Source organism: Nonomuraea sp. NPDC051298 (assembly GCF_055586305.1).
The window spans coordinates 95,041-116,889 of the sequence record NZ_JBVJIM010000020.1 but is presented as its reverse complement, the minus strand read 5'-3'; the positions used below and the strand labels follow the sequence as shown (position 1 = coordinate 116,889).

The 21,849-nt window shown below is 66.7% G+C and carries 21 protein-coding genes; 4 read left to right on the top strand and 17 right to left on the bottom strand.

Annotated features, from left to right (window positions below):
- Window positions 1-156 precede the first annotated feature (156 nt).
- The 3 genes from ACZ6S0_RS39880 to ACZ6S0_RS39870 all read left to right on the top strand — a co-directional run bounded on the left by ACZ6S0_RS39880 (window position 157) and on the right by ACZ6S0_RS39870 (window position 2,972).
- Window positions 157-588, top strand: coding sequence for a hypothetical protein (locus ACZ6S0_RS39880; protein ID WP_465924519.1), 432 nt, complete (start codon window positions 157-159; stop codon window positions 586-588).
- Window positions 585-2,561 carry a hypothetical protein gene (locus ACZ6S0_RS39875; RefSeq protein WP_465924518.1) on the top strand — a complete coding sequence of 659 codons (1,977 nt, stop codon included), beginning with the start codon at window positions 585-587 and terminating at the stop codon, window positions 2,559-2,561. The genes ACZ6S0_RS39880 and ACZ6S0_RS39875 overlap by 4 nt, the downstream gene beginning before the upstream one ends.
- A 237-nt stretch (window positions 2,562-2,798) precedes the next feature.
- A complete protein-coding gene (locus ACZ6S0_RS39870; protein WP_465924517.1) occupies window positions 2,799-2,972 on the top strand; it encodes a hypothetical protein in 174 nt (57 codons plus the stop codon).
- 93 nt (window positions 2,973-3,065) lie between these two features.
- Here ACZ6S0_RS39870 and mobF read toward each other — a convergent pair whose 3' ends face one another.
- A complete protein-coding gene (gene mobF, locus ACZ6S0_RS39865) occupies window positions 3,066-7,592 on the bottom strand; it encodes a MobF family relaxase (protein WP_465924516.1) in 4,527 nt (1,508 codons plus the stop codon).
- Between the two features lie 188 nt (window positions 7,593-7,780).
- Here mobF and ACZ6S0_RS39860 point away from each other — a divergent pair, with 188 nt between their 5' ends.
- Window positions 7,781-8,251, top strand: a complete 471-nt coding sequence (locus tag ACZ6S0_RS39860; protein WP_465924515.1) for a hypothetical protein — start codon at window positions 7,781-7,783, stop codon at window positions 8,249-8,251.
- Between the two features lie 59 nt (window positions 8,252-8,310).
- On the opposite strand, the gene ACZ6S0_RS39855 is transcribed toward ACZ6S0_RS39860, so the two are convergent.
- The 16 genes from ACZ6S0_RS39855 to ACZ6S0_RS39780 all read right to left on the bottom strand — a co-directional run bounded on the left by ACZ6S0_RS39855 (window position 8,311) and on the right by ACZ6S0_RS39780 (window position 21,842).
- Window positions 8,311-8,679 (bottom strand): hypothetical protein, encoded by a 369-nt coding sequence (locus ACZ6S0_RS39855; RefSeq protein ID WP_465924514.1) that lies wholly within the window; start codon window positions 8,677-8,679, stop codon window positions 8,311-8,313.
- A 92-nt stretch (window positions 8,680-8,771) separates the two neighbouring features.
- A complete protein-coding gene (locus ACZ6S0_RS39850) occupies window positions 8,772-9,128 on the bottom strand; it encodes a hypothetical protein (RefSeq protein WP_465924513.1) in 357 nt (118 codons plus the stop codon).
- A gap of 211 nt (window positions 9,129-9,339) precedes the next feature.
- Complete coding sequence (locus tag ACZ6S0_RS39845; protein WP_465924512.1) at window positions 9,340-10,179, bottom strand: hypothetical protein; 840 nt, start codon at window positions 10,177-10,179, stop codon at window positions 9,340-9,342.
- A gap of 128 nt (window positions 10,180-10,307) precedes the next feature.
- Window positions 10,308-10,760 (bottom strand): hypothetical protein, encoded by a 453-nt coding sequence (locus ACZ6S0_RS39840; RefSeq protein WP_465924511.1) that lies wholly within the window; start codon window positions 10,758-10,760, stop codon window positions 10,308-10,310.
- A gap of 105 nt (window positions 10,761-10,865) precedes the next feature.
- Window positions 10,866-11,261, bottom strand: a complete 396-nt coding sequence (locus ACZ6S0_RS39835; RefSeq protein ID WP_465924510.1) for a hypothetical protein — start codon at window positions 11,259-11,261, stop codon at window positions 10,866-10,868.
- A 363-nt stretch (window positions 11,262-11,624) separates the two neighbouring features.
- Window positions 11,625-11,870 (bottom strand): hypothetical protein, encoded by a 246-nt coding sequence (locus tag ACZ6S0_RS39830; protein WP_465924509.1) that lies wholly within the window; start codon window positions 11,868-11,870, stop codon window positions 11,625-11,627.
- Window positions 11,871-12,375: 505 nt separating this feature from the next.
- Window positions 12,376-13,245, bottom strand: coding sequence for a hypothetical protein (locus ACZ6S0_RS39825; RefSeq protein WP_465924508.1), 870 nt, complete (start codon window positions 13,243-13,245; stop codon window positions 12,376-12,378).
- Window positions 13,246-13,513: 268 nt separating this feature from the next.
- A complete protein-coding gene (locus ACZ6S0_RS39820) occupies window positions 13,514-14,467 on the bottom strand; it encodes a hypothetical protein (protein ID WP_465924507.1) in 954 nt (317 codons plus the stop codon).
- Window positions 14,468-14,596: 129 nt separating this feature from the next.
- The gene (locus ACZ6S0_RS39815; RefSeq protein ID WP_465924506.1) at window positions 14,597-15,364 is read right to left on the bottom strand and encodes a hypothetical protein; all 768 of its coding nucleotides are present in this window, start codon (window positions 15,362-15,364) and stop codon (window positions 14,597-14,599) included.
- A gap of 401 nt (window positions 15,365-15,765) precedes the next feature.
- A complete protein-coding gene (locus ACZ6S0_RS39810) occupies window positions 15,766-16,854 on the bottom strand; it encodes a hypothetical protein (RefSeq protein ID WP_465924505.1) in 1,089 nt (362 codons plus the stop codon).
- A 172-nt stretch (window positions 16,855-17,026) separates the two neighbouring features.
- Entirely contained in the window at window positions 17,027-17,626 is a 600-nt protein-coding gene (locus ACZ6S0_RS39805) for a hypothetical protein (protein ID WP_465924504.1), read from the bottom strand.
- Window positions 17,623-18,066: a hypothetical protein gene (locus tag ACZ6S0_RS39800; RefSeq protein ID WP_465924503.1), complete on the bottom strand. Its 444-nt coding sequence runs from the start codon at window positions 18,064-18,066 to the stop codon at window positions 17,623-17,625. Before ACZ6S0_RS39800 ends, ACZ6S0_RS39805 begins: the two co-directional genes overlap by 4 nt.
- Window positions 18,067-18,766: 700 nt before the next feature.
- Window positions 18,767-19,456 carry a hypothetical protein gene (locus ACZ6S0_RS39795; protein WP_465924502.1) on the bottom strand — a complete coding sequence of 230 codons (690 nt, stop codon included), beginning with the start codon at window positions 19,454-19,456 and terminating at the stop codon, window positions 18,767-18,769.
- Between the two features lie 622 nt (window positions 19,457-20,078).
- Window positions 20,079-20,450, bottom strand: coding sequence for a hypothetical protein (locus ACZ6S0_RS39790; RefSeq protein WP_465924501.1), 372 nt, complete (start codon window positions 20,448-20,450; stop codon window positions 20,079-20,081).
- 143 nt (window positions 20,451-20,593) lie between these two features.
- Window positions 20,594-21,352, bottom strand: a complete 759-nt coding sequence (locus ACZ6S0_RS39785) for a hypothetical protein (protein ID WP_465924500.1) — start codon at window positions 21,350-21,352, stop codon at window positions 20,594-20,596.
- Window positions 21,353-21,500: 148 nt separating this feature from the next.
- A complete protein-coding gene (locus ACZ6S0_RS39780) occupies window positions 21,501-21,842 on the bottom strand; it encodes a hypothetical protein (RefSeq protein ID WP_465924499.1) in 342 nt (113 codons plus the stop codon).
- Between the last annotated feature and the right edge of the window lie 7 nt (window positions 21,843-21,849).

Here is a 21,849-nt window from a genome sequence, read left to right as displayed (position 1 = left end):
GGACGAAAGGTGCAACCCGCGGGCGACCATGGCCACAGCCACGCACAGAACACCCTGTCCCTTGCCCCTGCCACCCAAGCATCGGCACGTCCGGCGCCAAACCGGCCGAACCGTGCGCCAACGGTGGCCCAGCCTCTCCACCCGTTGGGATGCATCATGCCCTCGCACCTAAGTCTCCTCGACATCGAACTGCGAGCCGCTGCGAGAAACGGAACGTCCGCCACTCGCCATGCCGCCGTCCTCGCGCTTCTGCGCCGCGCGTACGCCGGCGCTGTGACCCTCCAGACCATCGGCACCGAGAGCGAGTTCGCTGCGGCCTGCTATGCGGCTCAAGCCTGTCTGGATGCGCTGCACGCGCTGAATGAGCCGCTCGCCCCGCTGAGCCCCATCGACCATGAGGAGCAGGCTCCCCCGGTGGCCGAGTCCCATCTCCTGGCCGACACCGTCGCCGAAATCGGCATGCTCAGCCGCCTCGCCCTGCTGGATCTGGCCGCCATTGAGCACGAACCCCACCGTCGGCTCGCATTCTTGACCGCCGCCGTGGCTGCCGCAGAGCTTCACCATCTGATGCAGAGCGATCAGCCATGACCGCGCGCGTGGGCGACTTCCTCCACGTCGCGCGCCAGCACCTGTGCATCGCTGCCTACAGCAACAATCTGGGCGAATTCGTATCAAGCGCCGCCGATCGTGCGGCCATGTCGGCGGCTGGCGACCTGCTTTTGGCGCTCCACCGGCTGTCGTCGTTCACCAGGCCGCGCCCGGGCGCAAGCGCCCATCGCATGCATGCCCAGAGCCGAAGCTACGCCTACCAAGGACGGATCCTCGACACCCACGTCTACGACGCGCTGAGCCACGCGGCATCCTTGGTGGTGCCATCACGGCGGTCCGAACCGAGCGGCGACCATCTGCTCGCTGCACACCTGCGAGCGGCAGGGCTGGCCAACGCGACCCTCGTCGACCTCCTGAGCACGCACTACGCACCCTCCCCCGTGCTCGCTCAGGAAGCACTCACCAAAAACCTCCCGCCTGCGGGCGGGGCCGTGCCCGCAGGGCGTCCGATCCTGTCCGACTGGGCCCGGGTCATCGACTCCCCGCAAATCCGTGACGCCCTCATGCAGCACCTGGGCGAGCAAATCGTCGCCATGATCCCGCTGCTGAACCGACTCGCCTATCGACGTTCGAGGCGGCACTTCGTCTCAGAAGCCGAACGCCTACGACACAGCGCACGCAGCCTGAACGCATGCGTTGAGGCATTCCTCGGTCCGGCCACCGCAGAATTCCGCGCTCCCACCAGCGCACTGCTAGCCCACATCCCCGCCCTGCACAGGCCGGCGCCGCACGCCCCAGATCTTCATCCCCCGACGCAAGCGCAACTGTGTCACGACATCGTCGACAACGCCGAAGCGCTCCGCCAGGCATGCTTCTCCGGCCTCGGAAGCGATGAACACGACCCACTCGACATCCACCAAGTCCAGCACGCATCCCTCGCCGCGAGCATCGTCAGCCACTGCGCAACACAGCTCTGCCGCCTTCTCCAAGAGCGCGCCGAACAACTCGCCGACCACAGCACCGACAGCCTCCCCTCCCAGACCTGGGACACCGTTCATCAAGCCCAGACTGCCTGCGGTGAGGCCACAACTCATTGGCGCCACATCCATCACCTGTGGACCCAGCATCCCCCGGAGTCCACCGGCGGTCACACGAGCGGCAGCCTCAAGCACCTGGGGCACCTGGGGCACCTGGTAACCCGCATAGGACGTCTGCTGTACGTCAATCCCGCCTGGACGCCAGCTCGCCGTGACGCGAGCGCGACCAAGACCCCGGAGGAACTCGCCCCCCACCGGCAACACATCGCCACGATCGCCCTCGGGCTCTGTCACGCCTTGGAAGCGCTCACCGCCCTGGCCAAGCATCACAAGGCCCACCTCGACGACTGGCTGAATCCTGCCAGACTCGCCTCGACGACGTCTGCGCTCACTTCACACCTGCCCTTCGTGGCGCAGGTGCGGGAACTCGTCGCTGCCTACCGCAAGCTCATCCTCTCGCAGAGCTACACCACCTCCCTGCTCGCAGACGTCGCCCTGTGGGCCCAGCCGCCGTACCAACGCCATCAACTGCTCGGGCCGCTGCTCGGCCTGCAACTGCGCGATGACCAGCGTTACCTCGACGACCTGTTTGCCGCCGAAGAGACCCACGTCGAGGTATCCGCAAGTGAACAGGCTGCGCTCGTGACCACGAACGGGCCATCGAACGGCGTCGAGGACACACTCTCGCCGGACATGACGCCAGTCGTCATGGGACCGGCAGGATGGGCCTTGCGCCGAATTGGCATCACCGACCACGACCTGCTGAGAGCCGCCGAGCGCCTCGATCGGACCGTGATGGACACGCTGCAGCCCACGCAGCAGACGCCCCATCCCTTGTCGTCAGCCGCTCACAGCGCCCTACACGAAGCCGTCGACTATCTCACCAGCCTGCCAGGGCGGCCGCCCGAGCCCTACACCGTGCCCGAGTCGGAGCCCTCTCAGAGGGCCGGCAGGTCATACCCTCCAGCAACCTGATCCCGAAGTACCACGCCGATGGCTGTCCGCGACGGTCGGGTTGGGCAGGCCAGGAAAGGCGATCCCCTCGCCTGATCCCGGGCCGGCCAGCAGCAGCCTTGACTCCGTATCGGCGGTGCTGCTCCAGTACGTCATCCCCTCATTCTGGGCGGTTCTGGTGCGATATCGGTTGCGCCTTGTCTCGCATGGCGTCACAATCACGTTCCATCATCGGCATCCCGATCACGGGAGGAAACCATGCGAGCGCTCAAGATCACGGCCGTCGTCTCCGGGACGACGCTGCTGATTGTCGTCGCCGGAGTGGCACTGCTCGCGCTGGGACTCATCATCGCTGCCGTGCTGCTTGGCATCGGCGCGATGGCTCCGGCCATGGGCGGCGTGCGGATCGGCGGACCGCGCCGCCGGTGGTAAGCCGACGCAGAGCAGGCCCGCCACCGGCCACCTGTACGACGGCCCGCGTGGTTCCACTGGCCCCGCCCAGCAGCGCTCGAAAGCGCACCTCACCTACGTCAGGGTGACGCCGTAGCGTACCGTCCCCGGCTCGGCCTCGTGGCGGCCTGCGGCTACCCCAGTACGCTCATCGGCTTCCGCCGCCTGTTCGTCGTCGAAGGCGCCGCTCATCCGATGGGCGGCGCGCTCCACGCTCTCCCGATTGGCCAGGTTGACGTCCATGTCGGTCCTGAGAGCGCTTTCCATCTGGAGATGATGCAGGCGCATCTCCAGATCCTGGAGCTGGTGAGTCAGCAGGCTGTGCTGCCGCGCGGCGCGGTCGGCATCGGCGGTATCCGCTCGACCTGCCCGATCCTCGACCGTCACCCACTGCTGCTGCCGGCGAGTCAACCGCTGACGGACTCGCTCGAACTCTGACGACGGCCCGGTCGCACGACGCAACTCCGCTCGGCGTGAACTCAGCGCCGCCAACCGTTGACCGTACGCGCCTATCGCGGTTTTGAGCTCACCGTCGTCTTCGTTGGTGATGTGGGTGACTGCGTCCAGTCGCCGCTGGCGCAATGACCGCTCCTCGACGATACAGTTGCTGATCTCGGCCTCCACTGCCGCGAGTTCGTCGATGGCGGCCACTCGCTCACGCAGGCGCTCCAGCTCGCGCCGGACGCCGAGCATGGCGGTCCCCTGGCCTGCCTCAGCCGCCCGGCGCAACGTAGCAGAGAACGCCGAGGCATCCTCGACGGCTTGGCGTACACGCGGCAGCGCCTGCTCGATGACCGAGATCTGTCGCTCGATCTCCCCGTCGGAAAGCGGACCGAACAGCCGCTGCTGCCAGTCCAACGCAGATCCTGGCATCCGCACCCACCCAGATCCGCGCCCGCGGTCCGCGCCTGGGGTGAGGCCCTCCTGCGGCAGGGGCGGGGACAGCTGACCGGTCACCATGTTCGGCAACTGGGCCAGCGCCACCTGCGTGGCTTCGTCGAGATCAGGGAGTGCAACGATCTGCCGCCGGGCACGTGGCGCCGCTTCAGGCTGCTGTTCCTGCTCCAGCAGGGCATGCACACGCCAGGCCAGAAGCCTGGGCAACGACCGCGCCCCAGCAAAGGGGTCGCCGCTGGCGGCATCGCGCAGGACCGTCTCCGGGTCGCCGCCCGACTCAAGCACCGCATCCAGCGCACCGGCCAAGACCGGCCAGTCCGGATCCAGCAGGATGGTCGACGCCCACGGTCCTGCAGCCGCCCGTACGACCTCGGCGAGCGGGTCCGGGCCAGCCAGGATCGGCGACATCGACTCCCCCCGCATCCGCGAGCCGGCGGCGTGGCCGTCGATCGGCTGGATCCGGTCACCGAGTTCGGTGATGACGAGGCTCTCGTTGTGGTCGTGCTCGATGCTGTCGGCAAAGGCGTTGAGCGCGCGGTCCAGCTCTTCCTCCAGCGAGCGCGGCATCCCGCGCTCGGCCTGCTTGTCCTGCCCCTCGAGCTCGGTGCGGGGCTGGAACAGATGCGCCTCGCGCACATCGCGACTTAACGCCGTGTAGGTGGCGTTGGCGTGCAATCCCACCCCGTACGTCAACGCGTAATCGGCACTCAGACCCTGCGTCTTGTGCACCGTCATGGCCATACCGTGCGACAGACCACCGGCGGCGATGTAGTCCGGAGTCACCCACTCGCGCACGAAGGTCGCACGGCCGTCCTTGCCCGCACGCCGCCATTCCACCTCCGCCCCGCGGGCGCGGTCAACGTTGACGATGATGCCGCGAAACCCGTTGAGGACGTCGGATTGAGCGCCTCGAGAGTCCCGTTCCCGATAGTCGTTTTGGCGAATGAGCACAATGTCGCCCAGCGCCAGCGCGAGCCGGCCACCATCGGCGAGAGCAAAGGTGACATCATCGCCGAGAAGCTCGCCCCCTGCGCGGCGGATGGCTCGGGCGGCGGCGTTGAGCTCGTCAACGTCCTTGTTGCGGCCGGCCAGCAACAGCACGTTGGCGATGGCGTCGTGGACGTGGGGATAGAGCTGGCGGCGTTCCTCCCACAAGGTGAGCATGGCGGCGAAGGCTTCTTCTCGCGTGCCGGTGGCGTGGACGCGGCCATGCTCGGCCCACACGCGCAGGGCCTGGCGGCGCTGCCCGTCACGCCACATCTGCAGCGCCTGGCGTTCGACCGGGTCCTGCTGACGGTAGTTGGTTTCCAGCAGCAGGCCGTCCACGAGGGTGTGCACAGCGGCGAAGCTGCCGCCCACCCCCGGCGATTGCAGTTGGGCCGGATCGCCGATGCCGACGACCTTTGTGCCCACCTGTGCGGCGTGCGCGAGCAACTCGGCCAACTGACGATCGTCGACCATGGCCGACTCATCCACGATGAGCACGTCCACCCCCGCAAGCCCCTGCCGCCTGCGAATCCTGTTCAGCCAGCTGGCGATGGTGAAGGACGGAATGCCGGTTTCGACCCGCAGATTGGAAGCCGCCACTGCGGCGGTCGAGGTGCCTGCGACCACCATGCCCTCGGCTTCCCACGCCATGCGGGCTACCTCCATCAGGATGGTTTTGCCCGCTCCGGCGACCCCGATGACGGCCTCGACACCGTGGCCCGCGCCCGTGACGCGCGCCAGAACCGCACGCTGCTCGGCGCTCAACGTGATGCCATGCGCCATCTCGTAGGCGTCCATGGCCATCGCGAGCGTGGCGGGCAAGACGACTGCGGTGGTGGTGGCATAACGTGCCCGAGCGGTGGCGATGATGGAGCGCTCGGCCGCCACAATGTCGGCCGTGGTGTAGCGGTCGGCGTGGCTGAAATGGTCCGCTCCTCGCGGCGCCAATCGCACGGTATATCTCCCGTGCCCGAGCACGAGGTCGGTCAGCCGTTCGGCCTCGGCCCGCTCGGCTACTCCGCCCGGCAGCGCGTCCATCACCGCAGCCAGAGCTTGAGCGTTCGTGAACGTTTTGCGGTGACCGGTCAACCCATCATCGGGGCGAAAGACCCAGGCGCACAGCTCGTCCAGGTCGCGCGGGGAGGCGCGCAGCGCGCCTGGCCGGTCCCTCGGATCAAGGGTGGGAGCCAGAACATCGGCCATGATCCGGTCCGGATCCTGGCCCGCCTGTCGTGCTTCGGCTTGCCAGTACGTACGCAGCGCCCGCGTGGAGGCGGCCACGGCATCGCGCACCTTGCTGCTTTTCAGCACCTCGGCCGCGGTGTGCTGCTGCTCGGCCGTAGCCGTGGCGATGTCAATACCCCAGGTCTCGAACAGGCGAAGAATCGCGGCGTTGCGCTTGCTGAACAGGCGAATCGTGGCGTCGGGGATGCCCACGATCTCCCACACGCCAGTGCGAGAATTCCGCTCCCAGATCATGCCCCACCGCTGATGCGTCAACTGCCGGATGCGCGCCTGCAGCAGCGCATCGACCGCCAGAATGTGGCGAAAAAGATCGCGGCCGCCACCGGCGACTGTCGACCACTTGCCGTCCAAGCCGAGCGCCATGTTGGCCACCGTGACGTGCGCGTGCAGGTGCGGATCGCCGATCGGCGCGCCATCGGCGGGCCTGGCTGCCCGGTGCACGTTGACCCATCCGATGAAGCCATTGGCGGCGACGCGGTCGGCCTGCCGGCCGTCGCCGTGATGGCGGCGCAGCCCGTAGCAGGTCCACTCCTCGGCCGCCTCCACCGCTTCGCGCACCGCCTGCATGAACACGTCCTCGACCTGGTCGCCGAGATCGCCGTCGGCGAAGGCCCACAAGATGCTGAATGCCTTCGGCACATTCAAAGTGAGGTCGTAGCCGCGATTGCCAACCACCACCGTCTCGTGTTCGTAGCGCAACGCCTCCTCCAGCGCCGATCGCCCATACACCGCGACCACGTCTACACCAGCGGCGTCGGCCAAGCGCAGGACCGTGCCCACCTTCACCCGGTGCGTCTCACCCAGCCGCTCGACCTGGCGGCTCATCTGCGCGAACGCCGCGCGCTTGCGCGCGCTGCCGAACATGGCCTCTGGCGCGATGCCGAGTACCGTGGCCCGGTCACGGATCGCCTCCAGCAATCGAGCAGCCGTCAATTTGGAGCGCGGATCGGCCGCCCGTTTCGGTGCGACCAGCACTTCCCCTGTCCGCGGATCGACGCCCCGCATCACCCGTCGGGCGGTATCGAAGTGCTCCGCGGTCAGCTCACCGCCGGCGGTGATGCCGAGATCCGCGCACCCTGAACCGATCCAGACCAGTGGCTTTTCCGTGTCGGCCATTCGATAGGCCACCTGTGCGTCATGCCCTTGCAAGGCGTCCAGCGCTGAGGGCGAATAGATCGATTTCAGATCAATGCCGGCGGCGGCGGCGATCCGCGCAGCCGTTCCCGCAATCATCCGAGCACTGTCGCCGTGCAAGTCAACACGAAGTGCAGCATCCGTGAACAGATGCCGCTGCCGATCGGAGGCGAGCAGATCGCCCACCTCCACACCCATCTGAATGGCCTTGTCACGCACTGCCTTGACCAGCGCAGCGGCCCTAATCTGCCCGGTCTCGGCGGCCCCGCAGCCATGAAGACCAGCTAATCGATATTCCACCTGAGCGTCCGACGGCCCGATGACGGTGATCCATGACATGCACCGTCACCTCCCCGGTGATCCTCCTCCTACGGTGCGGGAGCACACGCCCACGTATCGTCACGAAGTGACGATACCTTAGCACTCTACGTCTGAACTAGACTTCGAGTAATGATTTCCATCAGTGATCGTCTTCTGCTATCTGATCATGGGTTGCCATTCCTGGTGATTAGCGATCAAATGGCTTCATGACTGACGAAGTGAATATCAAGTCAGGCTCAGAGTTGAGACAGATCCTGAAAGATCAGGCTGCGCTTCAAGCGCGTCAGGCTGAGCTTGCCGTGACCGACTGGCAGGACGCGGTCACGAAGGAGAGGAAGCTTGGCCGAGCGGTCACGGCCGCGTTGGCCGCCCAGAAGAAGGGTGAACAGGAGAGCGCCACCCGCTTGGCGGCGGCCGTCCACGTGTACGGCAATCCCCAGGCCCTCCACGCACTTGTCGGGGTGCCGGTGGAGGCCAGCAGGGCCGCGATGAAGAACGCTGACCCAGCACGACTGGAGCAGCTCCTGCGCGATCTGGCGGAGCGGGCGGTACGGGGAGGGCCCGCCCGCAGGCGGTCGCAGCGTACAGGAGGGACATCGCAGGACGAGAGCGGCGAACCCGCGCCAGTGCACGAGCAACAGCCCCAGGCCGGCAGATGGCCTGGGGCTGTGCAGTGACGATATGGGGCCTGCGTGGGCGGCGAGAGTCCGCCCGCCCGGGGGCGGGCGGACTCTCCCTAGCTGTGGCTGGCGATTTCACGCGCCAGGTCGTTGTTGATCTCAGTGAGCCATTCGGTCAGGCGTTGAACCTCGGTACGGATCTCCCCACGCTTCGGGTCGCCCGGTGGGAGGTCGGCGTGTTTGAAGGTGACGAGTTGCAACAGGTGGAAGGTGTCGTGCGCCCGGTGTAGGTGTCTGTGGGTCCACTCGGGTTTGAATGCATAGGCATATTCGAGGGCCATGCACAAGTTCGAGTTGTCGAGGACCAGGTCGTCAGTGTCCTTGGTGAAGCTTTGGGAGATCATCACGGGGACGTCCACCCCGTAGAAGATCGCGAGTGTGAGGCTCGTTGCCTCGTCGATCAGGTTGTTGGTGTCCTTGCTCATACTTACGCCTTTGCTGGTCTGTGGGGGATGGTAGGGCGGGGCCGCTGGCGGGTGCCGGGTTGCGGCACGCGCCAACGGCCCTCAGACGTTGGCTAGGCGTAGCGCTTCAGCTGCTGCTCGACACGGTGGCGTGCGAGCCCCGCGCGCCGGTGGGCGAGGCGAAGGAGGGTGCTCGTGAGGGCGGCCAGGTCGGAGGTGAGGCCGTCGTTGTTGGCCAGCTCGGCCAACTCTCGGAAGGTGGCCAGCGCGCACACCGCCAGGTCTCGCACGTAGGCGTCTTCCATGGCCAACGCCTCGTCCATGGCCTGCATGTAGGCGTCGGAGTTGAGGTGGAGGCCATTGGCGGGCGGGTCGAACAGCTCCGCGTGGAGATTGTCGTGGCGGAGAATGCCGACGAGTGCTGTGCGGGCGTCGGTGATGATCTGGTGCTTGTCCAATCCGATTGTCATCGGTGTTGCGTCCCTCTCCGTGGGGGTGTGGGTGTGTGGTGTGTCGGTCGAGGTGCCAGCTCGACCTGACACCCATATTTTACTTGGAAATCCATGTTTATTGTGGTGATGATTTCCCGAACGCCGGACGACGGGGACGGGTCCGCCTTCTGAGGTCGATCGGACAGAGGACTGCCGTGCCTGCCCCGCGCGGGCGTGGTGCCGGGCGGGTTCAACGCGCGCGCAGGGTGAGTGCTCGCGCAAGCGGAGTGGCGAGCATCCACAGCACGGGATCGGCCATGCTGGCGCGGGACAGGAGCGGGGCGATGCTGGCGGAGTGCCCGGCGTGCTGCGCTTGTGCTTCTCCGAGCAGCATGTCCATCACCTGGCGGGCGATGTGCTCGGCGTTGGCGGTCAGCCATCCGAGCACCAGAACGAGATCGTCCAGGCTCAGGTCTGTTATGGGCCGCTGGCGGCCATACGGGTCGGTCCAGTTGTGGGTCTGGTACAGGCGGACCAGCCAGTCGGACGGGGTGGGAGCGGAGGCGAGGCGCGTGTTACGGCTGGGTCTGGCGGGCCAGAGCCCGTATACGGAGATCGCTCCGATCGGGTCGTGATTCCATACGCCATCACGGTGCATGATGTCGCCCGTCGGGTGATAGTAGCCGTGCCCGATGTCTAGACCGAGCGGCGCATAGAGCCGGTGGTCGGCGGGAACCAGCACAATCGCGTCCGGGTGGTGGAGCGCGACCTCGCCCAGGGCGGTGATGAACTGGGCTACGGTCGGTGCGCTGTCGATGGCAGTCCCATCCGCCCGGGCACAAGAGGTGACGGTGAGCGCGGCGGCGCGTTGTCCGTCCGCCTCATCGAAGGTGAGGACTCCCACGGGGCCACCGTGGGCTTCGGATGCCACGAGTCGGAAGTACCCCAGGCGGATTGCGGAAGTGAGCGGGTCGGCGTGCTCGCCGGTGTCGGAGGAAACCATGATGTGGAGATCGTGGTGGTAGTCCACGACGCTCAGCGTCGCGTGCAGTTGTGCCGTGGTGAAGGACGGAGGAATCACAGGGGCCATGAAGGCGCTCCAAGGGGGTTACGGGCCTGTCGAAAGGGTGCGAGCTTGGGCCCGGCTGGGTGGCAGCCGGGGACGGCGCAGGCGTGCGCATCTGCCCCGGATCGGGGAGCACGGCTGGGGATGCTGGATCAGACCCAGGCATACCCGTGCTTGGCGTCGGGTGAGGGGCGAGCGAAGACAGCGCGCTCGGCCCAAACCACCGCTGCACCGTCGGGCATGACGAATGTTGCCGGGCGCTCTGGGGCGGGGTTGTAGGTGATCCGAGTCAGTGATGCGAGATCGTGCTCGGCGTTGACGGCGGTGACGGTGCCGACGACCCAGGCGTGCACGGTGCGGTGCCCCAGAGCTTGGGAGCGGGCTCTGCCCGCGGCGGAGACGTGGAAGAAGACGTCGGCCAGTGCGATGGTCGTCGCGTAGCCGATGACGCGGCCACGTTCGGCTCCTGTACGGGCCACGATGGACCACAGGTGTTTGTGTAGATTCCAGTGAACGCGGACCGTGATCCCGACCAGCCCTGCGAGGTCTCGGTCTTTCAATGCGAGGTCACGGTTTCGCCGAGACACCTCGCGGCTGACAGCCATGGTCGTCTCCTCAGTCCAATGGCCGGATGGTCAGAAATGCTGGCGAGTGGCGAAAGTGCGCGACCAGGGCGGGGTGGGCCCGTCCTGGTCGCGAGCGGCCGAACCTCAGTCCGTGGCGGACGTAGCCTGGCCTTCCAGGTCCAGTTGCCTGATGCGCAGGCTGATCAGTTGGCGCGCCTTGAGCCGGAGCTGGCCGTGGCTGAGTTCGTAATGATCGAGGACGTAGGCCAGGGTGTAAGTGACGGTCTCGCGGCAGGCGCGCCGGGCCGCCAGTGCCTCCTTCAGTGCGCGTCCGGTCCTCTTGCGCTGGTGGCGGTGCGCGTTCTCGTGGTTGTGCTTAGCGATCTCGTAGCGGCGGTTGCTGTAGGCGGCGGCGCTGATGAGGCCGTCCAGGATGTCCGTCGAGGCCACGCGCGCTACTTCGTTGAGGGCGAACCTGTAGCGCGTCGTTACGGCCTCGAGGTCGTCGGTGTCGGTCGGGGGCAAGGGGGATTCCGCCATCAGTGGCCTCCTGGTGTGGGTGAGTTAGTCGAGGTGCCTTCTCGACTCCGCATGCCTACATTTTACTTGGAAAAGCATGTTTGATGGGTGATGGCGGTCGCGGGGAGGGTGCGGTGGTGGTTGGCCGGTTGGCGTCACCGCAGTTGGCGGACACGGCCACGGGGATCACGAGCGCCGTTGCGTGCTGGCGGCGGTGATGACGTCCAGGACCTCGTTGTACCTGGACAAGGGAAGGCGCCGTCGCCCTGATGAATTAGGGCGGAGCTTGTCTAAAAGTCCCATCGGAGTGTGGTTGGCCGCTCGATAGCGGGCGGCCAACCTTCTATGGGCGTTGCGGTCGCCTAGTGCTGGGTGAGGGCGCTATTAAACCTCGTCCTGACCGGAAGGCTCGTTCGGATCGTCCAGTAGTACCGGTCGTCCCACTCCCGCCTTGAACAGTTGCTCGAATGTCTTCTTCATCAGGCGGCGCTGTTGTGTCAGTTGCGGAGCGCTGAGCATGTGCCCGTTGAGCATTCCCCACGAGGACCGCTTGAGGATGAGGTGGAGCTGCCGTCTCTCCAGGTACGGCTTGCAGATGTCGCAGACGGCCCATGGCTGGGAGTAGTCCATGACTATGGTCCCGCGTTCTGTAAGCATGATCACCTGAAAGGGGCGGTGCTGGTCGAATCGCCACTTCGGTGGCTGCTTTGCGCAGATGTCACACGTCACAGGCGATGACCTCCGGGCTCGTGGTGTCCTGGCGTGGACGTTGGGTCGCCTGCGCTGGCGGATGACGCATTGGGGCACTCCTTGAAATTGGTGGGATTGGGGTGCGCTGGCCTGGGGTGCCAATCCCGTCTGCCAGCACCATTAGATTACTTGCAAATACATGTTTATTGGATAGATAGAAGGTATGGTGTCCCACGTGATGAGCTGTCCGCAGACGACGGCAGCCAGGTGCACCCGCCCGCCCGCCCGCTGACGCCCAGGGCGCCTCGCTGCACGCAGTCGAGCGGTTTCGCCCGCGCCCGGTGAGGCTGTGCCGAACGCGGGTCATGGATTCGGGGTCGGAGGTGGCCGGTGTCGGCGGGAGCCAGCATGTGAAGTTGGCAGTGCCCCGCCCTCCGGGAGCGGGTCAAACCTCCGGGGCGTGCAGCGTGCAGGTGTAGACGCGGCAGTCGATGACGAAATCGACTCCGTGGCCCGCGCCAGAGACATCGTGGTGGAAAATCCAGGCGCTGCCGGCTTGCATCTGGCCGGTGTCGGTCAGCGAGTCGAGCGGGACCGGCAGGTAGAGGGAGCCGCTGAAGCTGAGGCCGTAGTCGCTGAGGTGGAAGCTGCCGTCGTCGCTCGTCTGCGCCTGCTCGTCGGACCAGATGTAGCTAATGCGGCGGGTCGTGCCGTTGACGAAGGTGACGTAGTCGCCGACGCGTGGCCCCGCCTGCTCATCGCGCCGGGCGACGCGGTCGGCGATGATGGCGCGATCGCGGTTGTCGAGTTCGATACGCGGCCAGAACACCGGCCCGTACTGGCCTTGGCCGAGCGTGAGCCTGCCGCCTTCATCAGTAGTGACGTGGACGCCTTCACCGTCGGCGGCGTGCGCGAGAAAGACGCTCCCGGCCGGGACCCCGCCGAGGGTGCGGGTGGTGGCGATGGTGCGGCCGTACATGTCCAACTTGCCCAGGAGCGCATCCAATGCCTTTCCGAGGAACAGGATGGCGCTGATGTGCTCGCCGCGCGCGTGATAGCCGACCGCCGTGCAGTAGCTCTGGCATGCGCGCTCGAACGGGTACGCCTCCCTTGCGGGAAGGGCGTCCTGTATCGGCCCGACGGTCGCGTAGTACGTCGTCACGTTGTCGGGGGCGGCGGCGAGGCAGTCGGCCGCGTCGGCGGCGGCACCTCGGCCAAGCTCGCGCAGGGCGGCGGCGAAGCGGCCGTGTTCGCGCTCCCAAGCGATACCGGCGGCCGTGCTCGTGGTCAGGTAGGTCGATCTGGTGTGCGTCATCGCGCGTCTCCAAGCTGGTTGAACGGGTGGCGTGCAGGTGGAATGGCTCGTGGTTGAGGGGTCATCACGTGCTTGGCGTGCGGGACCGAGGGAGAGCTAGCTCGCCTGGAAGGCCGACGCTGGTCGATCGCTACTTCGGCGGCTGCCTGTTGTGCAGGGGTTCTGGCGCTGCACTCGTTCCCCGGCACGTCTAATTTACTTGTAAATTCATGATTCTAGTGAAGGGGCTACGCGGCCCTCTCCCGGATGTCGGGAGAGGGCTTGACGCTCAGTTGATCGGTCGCAGGACCAGGAATCCCGGATCTGGGGAGGTGCTGTCAGGGGCCGGGTGGCGGTCGAGATTCACCGACATGACGCCGATGCCCTTGGCGATCGGCGTGAGCGTCTCTGCATGGGGGTCGCCGGTCTGCGGCATCAGGAGGAGGCGGCGGCGGTCGAACTGGTGCAGAGTGGCGAGGAGTTCCGCGCCGGTGACGGCGGCGGAGACGTTGTCCCCGCTGATGCTCAGTGCTACGGCGGCCGGTCCTGCTGTCGCGTCCTGACTCAGGTGCCCCTGGCGGAGTGCTTGTCCATCAGTGGATGTGGCGTAGAAGCCGCCACGGGCGGTGATGGCAAGTGGATAGAAGCCGCGCACTCCGTTCGTGAGAAGGGCGGCGAGGATCTTCACCGTGTCGAGAGCGTGCAGTCCGTGCAGGAGGTCGCGCAGATTCCCGACGGTGGCGCCGTCTGGCGGGAGCGCGAAAGGGTGTGAGCGAGCCGGGCGCCGGGCTTCGAGGACCTCGCCGGGGGTTGCCCCGTAGATCGCCTGTGGGTGGTCGTCCCAGACGACCATGATCGACCGCCGGTTGCAGCTGGCCACCCGGTGCCAGGTCTGCTGTATTAGCACTAGGTCCAGCGGGCGCAGATCGGCCAGCGTGTACGTTCCGCACGGGCTTGGCGGTATCGGAGTGGTGTCTTCATTTTCGGCTACGTCCTCGGGGTGGACCCACGGCTCGATGTCGATGCGCATCCAGAAGGCGGGGTGTAGGTGCCCTTTGAGCTGAGCCTTGAGCTGGTAGAGCCTGGCCCTGTCGGCGGGCATGTACTGACTGTCGGGCAGCAGCCACGTGCCGTCGTTCTGCCGGACGAAATGGCGGCGCAGGATTAGCGGGATGCCCTCGGGGCCGTCGAAGATGCAGTCGAGGCGGGTGCCTTCGGCCAGGGTGTGCCGAATGTGGATCATGCGATGTCCTTGGGGGTTGTGGGTGTGCCCTGAGTGCCGGTCAGGGCGTGTTCCATCATTTTACTTGGAAATACATGATTGGCGCGGAGTGTGTTGATGTCCTTATCTGCGTCTCATGTTGCAGGCGTGCTAGAGCCGTCGGGTTGTCGGCCAGGTTGCCAGGCTGGCGTTGACCTCGAAGAGAGCCACCTGCCCGGCCGTGGCGCGCGCTCGGCGCGGCGTGCGCGAAGGGCGGCCCCTCATGCTGGGAAGTGTGCGCCGTCGCACGCGCGGCCGGTCATATCCCCCGTCCCACGGGTCGTAGTCCTCGAAGCCGGAAAGTGGCGGTGAAGCGGATTCCGGGGTGTTCAGGATGGCCTCGCGCCAGGCGAGAACCCGGGGTAGGAGCTTGTCGGGCGCCCGGGTCAGGAAGGTGCCGTCAACGGTGTGAACCTGGGCCACCTCGTGGGCGTAGCGGTAGCGCCGCCAGGAATTCACCCGGCCCATATGCACGTGCTTGAGAATGCTGCCGGCGACCCGTGCCAGGTTGGCCGCAGCCGGTGACAGTTTCCAGGGCGTCGATCCGCCGATGAACAGGCAGTCCGCGGCATCCCACTCCCAGAGCGGGCAGAACTCGGCGTAGTCCTGGGCGGCGAAGGCGGCCGGGTAGCCTAGGTCGCGGATGCGGCTGAGCATGTCGTAGCACCGGTTGGCGGTAGCGAAAGCGTTGGCGACGACATCGGGGGCGACGGCGAACAAGCACCAGGGAGCGAAGGGCTTCATACGGGACAGCCAGGCGAGGTACTCCTCGTCTCCCGGGTAGCGTCCCGTGAAGATTCCGTTGTCCGCGCACCACCACCAGCCCTCCTCCCAGCGGTTGCCCTGGGCGGGAGTGGCGATCGCTCCCAGGCTTCCCATGCGGATCTGGCCCCGTATCGCCCTGGTGGAGGGCGGTGTCATGTAGAGGGGGGCGGCGAAGCTGAGCGGGGCGTCGGGGAGCAGGGTGGCCCGGCGGGGAGGACGCGGCGTGGATGTGGGTGCGTGTCCGTGGCGTCGCAAGTAGTCGGCTACGGGGGTGGGGAGTCTCATGGTGGAGGCGCTTCTCGTGGTCGGGCCGCCTGGCCAGGGCGAGTAGGCATGGCCGTCACCAATATGACTTGGAAATACGTGTTTGTGTGGTGTTGGTTGGGGCAGGGCGGGATGGGTGGCAGAGAAGAGACCCCGTCCCGCCGCACGGCGGGACGGGGGCGTGGTTGCGAGGTGTTCTCGGCCGCTATCGGCCAACGGCGGCGGTCGGGCGGGTCCTCTCGCGCTCGTTGTCAGGCGGGGTGGGTTCCTGCCGTGTTTACTTCGGCGGCCGATCGGAACGGCCGGGTCCGACCGGGGGTACAGGTGGTGCATGGCTCGCTGGGAAGCCGGTCGTCGTGCACTTCGTGATCGCACTGCGGGCACAGCCGCTGGTGCCCTTCGTCGTGGCGGCCCTCGGACAGGGCGATCTCATCCTCGGCCACGAAATAGAGACAGGCGAAGGCTTCGGCCATGGCGAGCGAATCGGGCTCTAGCGCGACGTAGGGGGTTTCGAGGGGGGTGGAGGCATATGGGCTGACCAGATCCACGCGCCAGCCGGTCAGTTCGCTGCGGCGGGCGGGCAAGGTTGCGCCTGGGGAACTGCGCGCGGTCACGAAGCGATCGCCCGGGAGTTCGGCGGTGATCGCCAAACACCCATCTCCACGGCTGATGTGCGCCACCACGGCGAAACAGTGCAGCTCCGACAGCACATCTGCGTAGGTTCGATAGCGGTCGGCGATGGCGTCGGCGTCGGTGCTCCCGTTCGGCGCGTCACCGGTGGTGAGGTCGTCGGCATAGTTGTTCAGACGGTCGGCACGTTGGCGAAGCTCGTGGACGTGCACCGAGCTTGCCTCGGCGGACCGACAAAAGGCGTGTCTCAGGTCGCGCACGCGCATCTTGGCCTGGCGGTGCAGCGCCTGCGCGGCCCATCGGTAGAGGTGCTCCGGGTGGAGGAAGGCGTGCCATTCGAGCCAGCCGTGCTCGGCGTCGCGCCAGTGAACGCCCAGGTGCAGCAGGGTGTGCGGCCCCTCCTCCCGGGTGAAGGCGGTCGGGGTGATGTGGTAGGTGAAGCGTTCGCCTGGATCCTTCCAGCTCTGGTCTTGCTCCGCGTCGTCCGGAGCGTCGAGGCGGGGCAGCGGGAGGTCGGAATGCTGGGCCAGGTAGGCCCGGTAGGTGCGCGGTTCGACGGCGCGGGCGTGCTGGTGGCAGTCGGCGACATAGTCGGCCAGGAGTGGAAGAAGCATGGCTGGCGTGGCGTGACTGCCGACGGCGTGGAAGCATTCACGGCCCATTGCGTACGGGCTGGAGAAGGTCAGCAGGCCGCGGGTGTGTGATGACATGGTGGCTCCAACGAGAGACGTTGTGGCTGCGTGGGGCAACGGGCGCTTGTTGCGTCCCGATGCGGCATGAGGCGTCCGTGTGCCCAGGGATCTTCTGCTGGTTCGGTGAGGAAGGGCCGACCCCGCTCGGTCTGCGGGGTCGGCTTGTCCGGGTGGCCGCAGCGTTAGGGGGCTACGACTCGACCCATGGAAGGCCAAGCATTGCCATGAGGAACCGCTCGCGCAGGCTCGGCCGACCCGGTTGGACCAGTGTGATTTCGGCGCGTTCTAGGTGCCGAAGAGAACTCGCTTGGAGCCCCTGAGGCGTGAGGCAGACGCGGTAGTCGCTGATAGGTAGACGTACGGCAAACCACGGCTGTGCGGGTCGACCGGCGCGGGCGATTTCGTCACCACTCACAGGGGGCTGGCGCTCACACCAGCAGCGAGAGGTGCCGCACGGCTGTCGTGAGCGGATCCGCTCGCGGTGCTGCGGGAGCTGGCCCGCCAGCATGGGGCAGGCGCGGGCGGCGTAGTCGGCGCACAAGGCGTGTTGTCCGGGCTCCCCCACGCCGCCTTGGACGAAATCCATCGGGCGGGCCATGAGGATCACTGTGTCCAACATGGGCTCCTTGCACAGCTGGCACAGGTTCGCCGCGAAGCACTCCTCCACGATGTCGTAGTCGATTTCGCCCAGTACGGGCAGCCCGTTGGCGTGTCGCAGGGTGATGGCCGGAACGATCCGTCCTCCGTGTGTGTGCAGGTGGGCGAGCGGGGCGGGGATCTGCATCGTCATGCGATTTCCTGCTGGGCGTGAGCGTGGGGCACCGCGCCCATGGCGCGCGTGAGTGCGTACGTGGTCCTGGCAGCGGTGGGTCCAGCCAAATCGGGCCAGAGCCGTCGTGCGCTGTCCCACAGATCCAGTACGAGGGAGCACGCCGGATGGTTGTGCGGTTGCAGGGGCGCGGCGCCGCACTGACAGGGGCTGAACCGATGAGGGGCGTCGGGACGGAAGAGCCTGACCTCGGCGCACGCCTCGACATGGAGAGAGGTGTGTTCCGCCAGCAACCGGACGATGGAACGGTCGTGGAAGCTGACAGATTGGGCGTCGGCGAACTGTTCTCCGATGGCAGGCCCTTCGAGGATGACGTCGAAGCGCCGGACCTCGTGGTGGAACCGTGTCTCGAACCATCCCGGCCGGACCGGATCTGGAAAGGTGCGGATGACGTGCACCATGACCTCCTTGCGATGAGGGGATTGCGGGTGGTGGGCCGGGGTGCCATCCCGACCACATCCATTATTTTACTTGCAAAAGCATGATTGATGGATGTTGTCTGACCTCTTGCATGTCGGGCGACGCCAGGATGTGCGACCGCCCTCACGCATGACGATCAGCCAGATTGGACGGCGTACGCGGCCTCGGTGGAAGTTGCGAGCCTGGATCTTCTGCATGGCTCCCCCACAGCGGGTTGATGGTAGGTCGCCGGGAGGATGGCGGGCTTGCGGGCCTAATGTCGTGCGGCCCTGGTCGTGCCCTCGCGGTAGGGAGGCCGATGGGCATGAGCGTGCGCTGTGTCGAGGGAGAGCCGATCGGGGTTGGGCGCGGGGAGACGGCTGAGGAGATTACGGCTGGGAGAATCGCTGCCGGGGCCCTGGCCGAGAACGGGGCGGCGTACTGCTGCGAGCGGTATCCGCGATACGGCATTGGGCGCCGCCCCTGCCCGGGGTAGAGCCCATTGTCGTGCTGGTGGCTGTCAGCAGAGGGCGATTGGCGGGGTCGGCCTTGGAGATGAGGCGGGCGTGCTCGATGACGGTGAGCCCGCGCTTGGTGGCCTCGGCCTCCAGCTCCTCAAGTCCCTTGTCGGTGTAGGCGTGGCCGTTCACCTCGTAGGTGCCGTTGATTAGACCTTGGACGATGACGACCGACTTGTCCTGCTCACTGGTTGGTCTCCTTCACGATGCGGACGTTATCGATGAACGTCTCTTCCTCGTCGACGTCGCTCATCCCCGGGTCAAACTGCTCGTACCAGTCGGCCTTGTTGGCGCGGAGCCACATGCGTACCTCGGGCACGTCGTTGGCGATGGCCTCGGGGACCACGGCGCGGGCCGTCACGTGGTGGATGGCGGTCTCTTTGTAGTCGAATGTGACGACGATGGCTACGTGGCCGGGCTCGATCTCCTCGGCCGAGTCGGGGGTGCCGTACTCATCCAGGTTGGCCAGGAGCTGCGCGGCGTCGTTGACGACGTAGGTTTCGAAGCCGGTGAGGTACTTGTGGACGTCTCCGTCGTTGCCAAACAGCTCGATTCCGACGCGGCCGAGGGCGTGCACCCAGGAAGGGGGCCGGTAGCGGATGAACGGCGTCGTCCCGGCCTGGTCTTCGCCCCACGCCTCGGCGAGCGTATCGGCGAGGAACTCGGGCACGTTTACGCCGTCGTCGGCGAGTGCAGTCAACACATCGTGCAGGAGCTGTTCGGCGGCCTGACGGCGGCCGTTCGGGGTGAGGAGGCTCGGGATGGTGCCGCCGGTCTGGCGGGTGAGGGAGTCGGAGCGGAGCGCGTAGGCGCGGAGCATGGCGCGGCCTACGATGGCGCGTTCGTCGGGCTTGGGGATCTGCTCGAAGATCATGGGTTTGTCCTTGAGGGTTGGGCCCGCCCTCGGGGGTGGGGCGGGTGCGGGTGGGCTAGCTGGCGGTGTCGCTGCTGGTGTCGGGCTCCTACACCTCGGCCGGCTCCTCGTCGGCCACGTCGTCGTTGCGGAAGACAGCGGCGAGCCGCACCACGGTGCGGCGCTCGGTGGCTGCCGGGCTAGGCGAATCGCGGGGGGCTAGCGGGCTTGGCGGACGTCAGGATGCTCGTCTGGCCGGGGGGCGGGGAGTGGTGCCTCTTTGCTATGGGGGTTCCAGGCCGGGACGTCCGTGATGTCGATGACTTTGCCGCAGGCCAGGCAGACGTAGATGCCGTCCCGGTCGGTGCCCTCGGGCAGGGTGACCATGCCAGGCTCGTTGGGCAGGAACTCGAATCCGGAGCCGTGAGGGTCGTTGTTGCCGGGCGTGGCGCAGCGGAGCTAGTCGTACCAGTCGATCACGACGGTCGGGTGTGGGGTTCCTTCGCGCCAGGCGCAGACGCGGGCGGGCTTGACGATCTCGGGGAAGCTCATCGGGGGCCTCGGGGGCGGGCCACCCCGGGCCTGGACCAGCTTGGCCACGTCCGACGGGCACGTGCACAGGTGCTGGATGGCCCTCGGCGAGTCACAAGGGCGGGGCGGCAGCATAGGGTGGCGTTGGCGTGCTGGTCGCAGTGTTGTCCGGATGGAGTGAGCACCAGGGCTGGTGCGAAGGGCTGATATGGCTGTCGTCGTTCGTGACGTCGGCTTCGCACTCGTCGCAGTAATCGCGCTGCTCACATCGATGGGTGAGCGCCGCGTTGAGTGCGGTGATCAGCTTGTCGCCGGCGTGCACGACGGCGATCGTGTGCCCGCAACTGGTGTGCCGCACATGGCGGGCCGCTGCGGCGCTTTCGGGTGTGGTCCAGTCGAAGTCACTGAGCAGAACAGACAGTGCGGCGATCAGGGCCGTTCGGGTGGATGGCACGATGATCCTCACGTTGGTGGCTTCGGCCACGGCGACATGCCGCCGTGGCCGAAAGGCGGGGCGGTGCCGGGCACGCCTTCCGTCAGGGACAGGTCGTGCAGGCGGTTGCACACTTCTTCGATGGCAGGGGCACACGACCGGATGTGCACGATCGTGTGCCTCTGCCGGTGGCGCTACTGGTCGGGCTCCTCGTCGATCAGGCCCCTGGCGGCGATGGTGGCAATGCGGTCGGCGGCGGCGTTGAGCTCGGCGAGTTTGCGAGGCGAGATGTCCCAGCCCTTTTCGAGCAGCGGCTCAATGTGCTCCCGCCACCGGGCGTCATGCTCGTTGTCGGGGATGTCGTGCCCGCACCGCTGCGCGAGAGGTCCGGAGAGTTTGCCCCAGATCTGCAGGCGCGCCTCGGTCATCGCGTCTTGCATGCTTTCGTAGCCTTCACGCGCCCGTGATTCGGGGAAGGTCCAGCGACCGCGTTCGAGCAGCATGACGGAGAAGACGACCTCGACGCCCTCGACAAGCTCCCGGCGTTCCTCCGGCTGGGGGCGGTGCTCCCCGACGGCCCGGTAGCCGAGCTCGTCGACGAGTGGGGCGTAATCCATCCAGTCGACCGGACCTGACAGGCGGGGAAATCCGGGCGAGGCGAGCATGCTGCCGTACCAATCCCCCGGGTCCCACTCCGGCCGTTGGCCCTTCAAAGGATTGAAGTCGTCGTTCTCTTGCTTGGCCTTCGTCTCCTCATTGAAGAGGACCTGGGTGACGGCTTCGAGCAGGTCAGCTGCGTTGGACAGAACCCATCGGCGGGCCCAGTAGGCGTCCACTCGCGACATCTCGCGGACCGGTACGCTCCGGCCGTCCTCGGTCCGCCACACCTGGCGTTGATTGAGCAGCTGATACCACTGCAACTGCACAGCGTAATCAGACAGATCCCAGCTCATGACGATGTCCTTTCGTGTCGTGCGGTACTGATGTGGGAGAGGCGGGCGGCCCGCCGAGCATGTCGGACGTGATGCAGCGGCGGGCCGCGTCGCCGAGACGCAGCTCTGTCGGCTGATGCCTCCGGAGTCTGCGGGTGAGGGCGGCGTGCTAGGGCTCCGTCACCAGGCGCAGCTGTCCGAGGGGCGACCACACCTTCAAAGGCTCGTCGCTGAAGCAGTCGAAGCGGTGCGAGGCAGACCGCTGCCGCACCCCGGCGCTGGATTCCTTGTCGAGTTCGACGAGCGCCTTGTCGACGCCCCGTCCGCGCTTGACCTGCTCCACCGTGCCACGGCAGCCGTTGTAGTAGGCGGGGCGGCCGGGGAGCATCTCCACCACGGCACCCGGCTCGATGGTGGCCGCGCGACGGTTCTTGCAGGCGCGTTCAATGGTGTTGAGATCTTCGGGTTGTGCCTGCTGGATGAAGGTGAGCAGAGTGTCCAAGGACGCCATGGGGCTC

Coding starts and splice junctions, on each gene's coding strand:
- ACZ6S0_RS39880 (WP_465924519.1), top strand. CDS start 157: ATGCCCTCGCACCTAAGTCTCCTCGACATCGAACTGCGAGCCGCTGCG.
- ACZ6S0_RS39875 (WP_465924518.1), top strand. CDS start 585: ATGACCGCGCGCGTGGGCGACTTCCTCCACGTCGCGCGCCAGCACCTG.
- ACZ6S0_RS39870 (WP_465924517.1), top strand. CDS start 2,799: ATGCGAGCGCTCAAGATCACGGCCGTCGTCTCCGGGACGACGCTGCTG.
- mobF (WP_465924516.1), bottom strand. CDS start 7,592: ATGTCATGGATCACCGTCATCGGGCCGTCGGACGCTCAGGTGGAATAT.
- ACZ6S0_RS39860 (WP_465924515.1), top strand. CDS start 7,781: ATGACTGACGAAGTGAATATCAAGTCAGGCTCAGAGTTGAGACAGATC.
- ACZ6S0_RS39855 (WP_465924514.1), bottom strand. CDS start 8,679: ATGAGCAAGGACACCAACAACCTGATCGACGAGGCAACGAGCCTCACA.
- ACZ6S0_RS39850 (WP_465924513.1), bottom strand. CDS start 9,128: ATGACAATCGGATTGGACAAGCACCAGATCATCACCGACGCCCGCACA.
- ACZ6S0_RS39845 (WP_465924512.1), bottom strand. CDS start 10,179: ATGGCCCCTGTGATTCCTCCGTCCTTCACCACGGCACAACTGCACGCG.
- ACZ6S0_RS39840 (WP_465924511.1), bottom strand. CDS start 10,760: ATGGCTGTCAGCCGCGAGGTGTCTCGGCGAAACCGTGACCTCGCATTG.
- ACZ6S0_RS39835 (WP_465924510.1), bottom strand. CDS start 11,261: ATGGCGGAATCCCCCTTGCCCCCGACCGACACCGACGACCTCGAGGCC.
- ACZ6S0_RS39830 (WP_465924509.1), bottom strand. CDS start 11,870: ATGGACTACTCCCAGCCATGGGCCGTCTGCGACATCTGCAAGCCGTAC.
- ACZ6S0_RS39825 (WP_465924508.1), bottom strand. CDS start 13,245: ATGACGCACACCAGATCGACCTACCTGACCACGAGCACGGCCGCCGGT.
- ACZ6S0_RS39820 (WP_465924507.1), bottom strand. CDS start 14,467: ATGATCCACATTCGGCACACCCTGGCCGAAGGCACCCGCCTCGACTGC.
- ACZ6S0_RS39815 (WP_465924506.1), bottom strand. CDS start 15,364: ATGGGAAGCCTGGGAGCGATCGCCACTCCCGCCCAGGGCAACCGCTGG.
- ACZ6S0_RS39810 (WP_465924505.1), bottom strand. CDS start 16,854: ATGTCATCACACACCCGCGGCCTGCTGACCTTCTCCAGCCCGTACGCA.
- ACZ6S0_RS39805 (WP_465924504.1), bottom strand. CDS start 17,626: ATGACGATGCAGATCCCCGCCCCGCTCGCCCACCTGCACACACACGGA.
- ACZ6S0_RS39800 (WP_465924503.1), bottom strand. CDS start 18,066: ATGGTGCACGTCATCCGCACCTTTCCAGATCCGGTCCGGCCGGGATGG.
- ACZ6S0_RS39795 (WP_465924502.1), bottom strand. CDS start 19,456: ATGATCTTCGAGCAGATCCCCAAGCCCGACGAACGCGCCATCGTAGGC.
- ACZ6S0_RS39785 (WP_465924500.1), bottom strand. CDS start 21,352: ATGAGCTGGGATCTGTCTGATTACGCTGTGCAGTTGCAGTGGTATCAG.
- ACZ6S0_RS39780 (WP_465924499.1), bottom strand. CDS start 21,842: ATGGCGTCCTTGGACACTCTGCTCACCTTCATCCAGCAGGCACAACCC.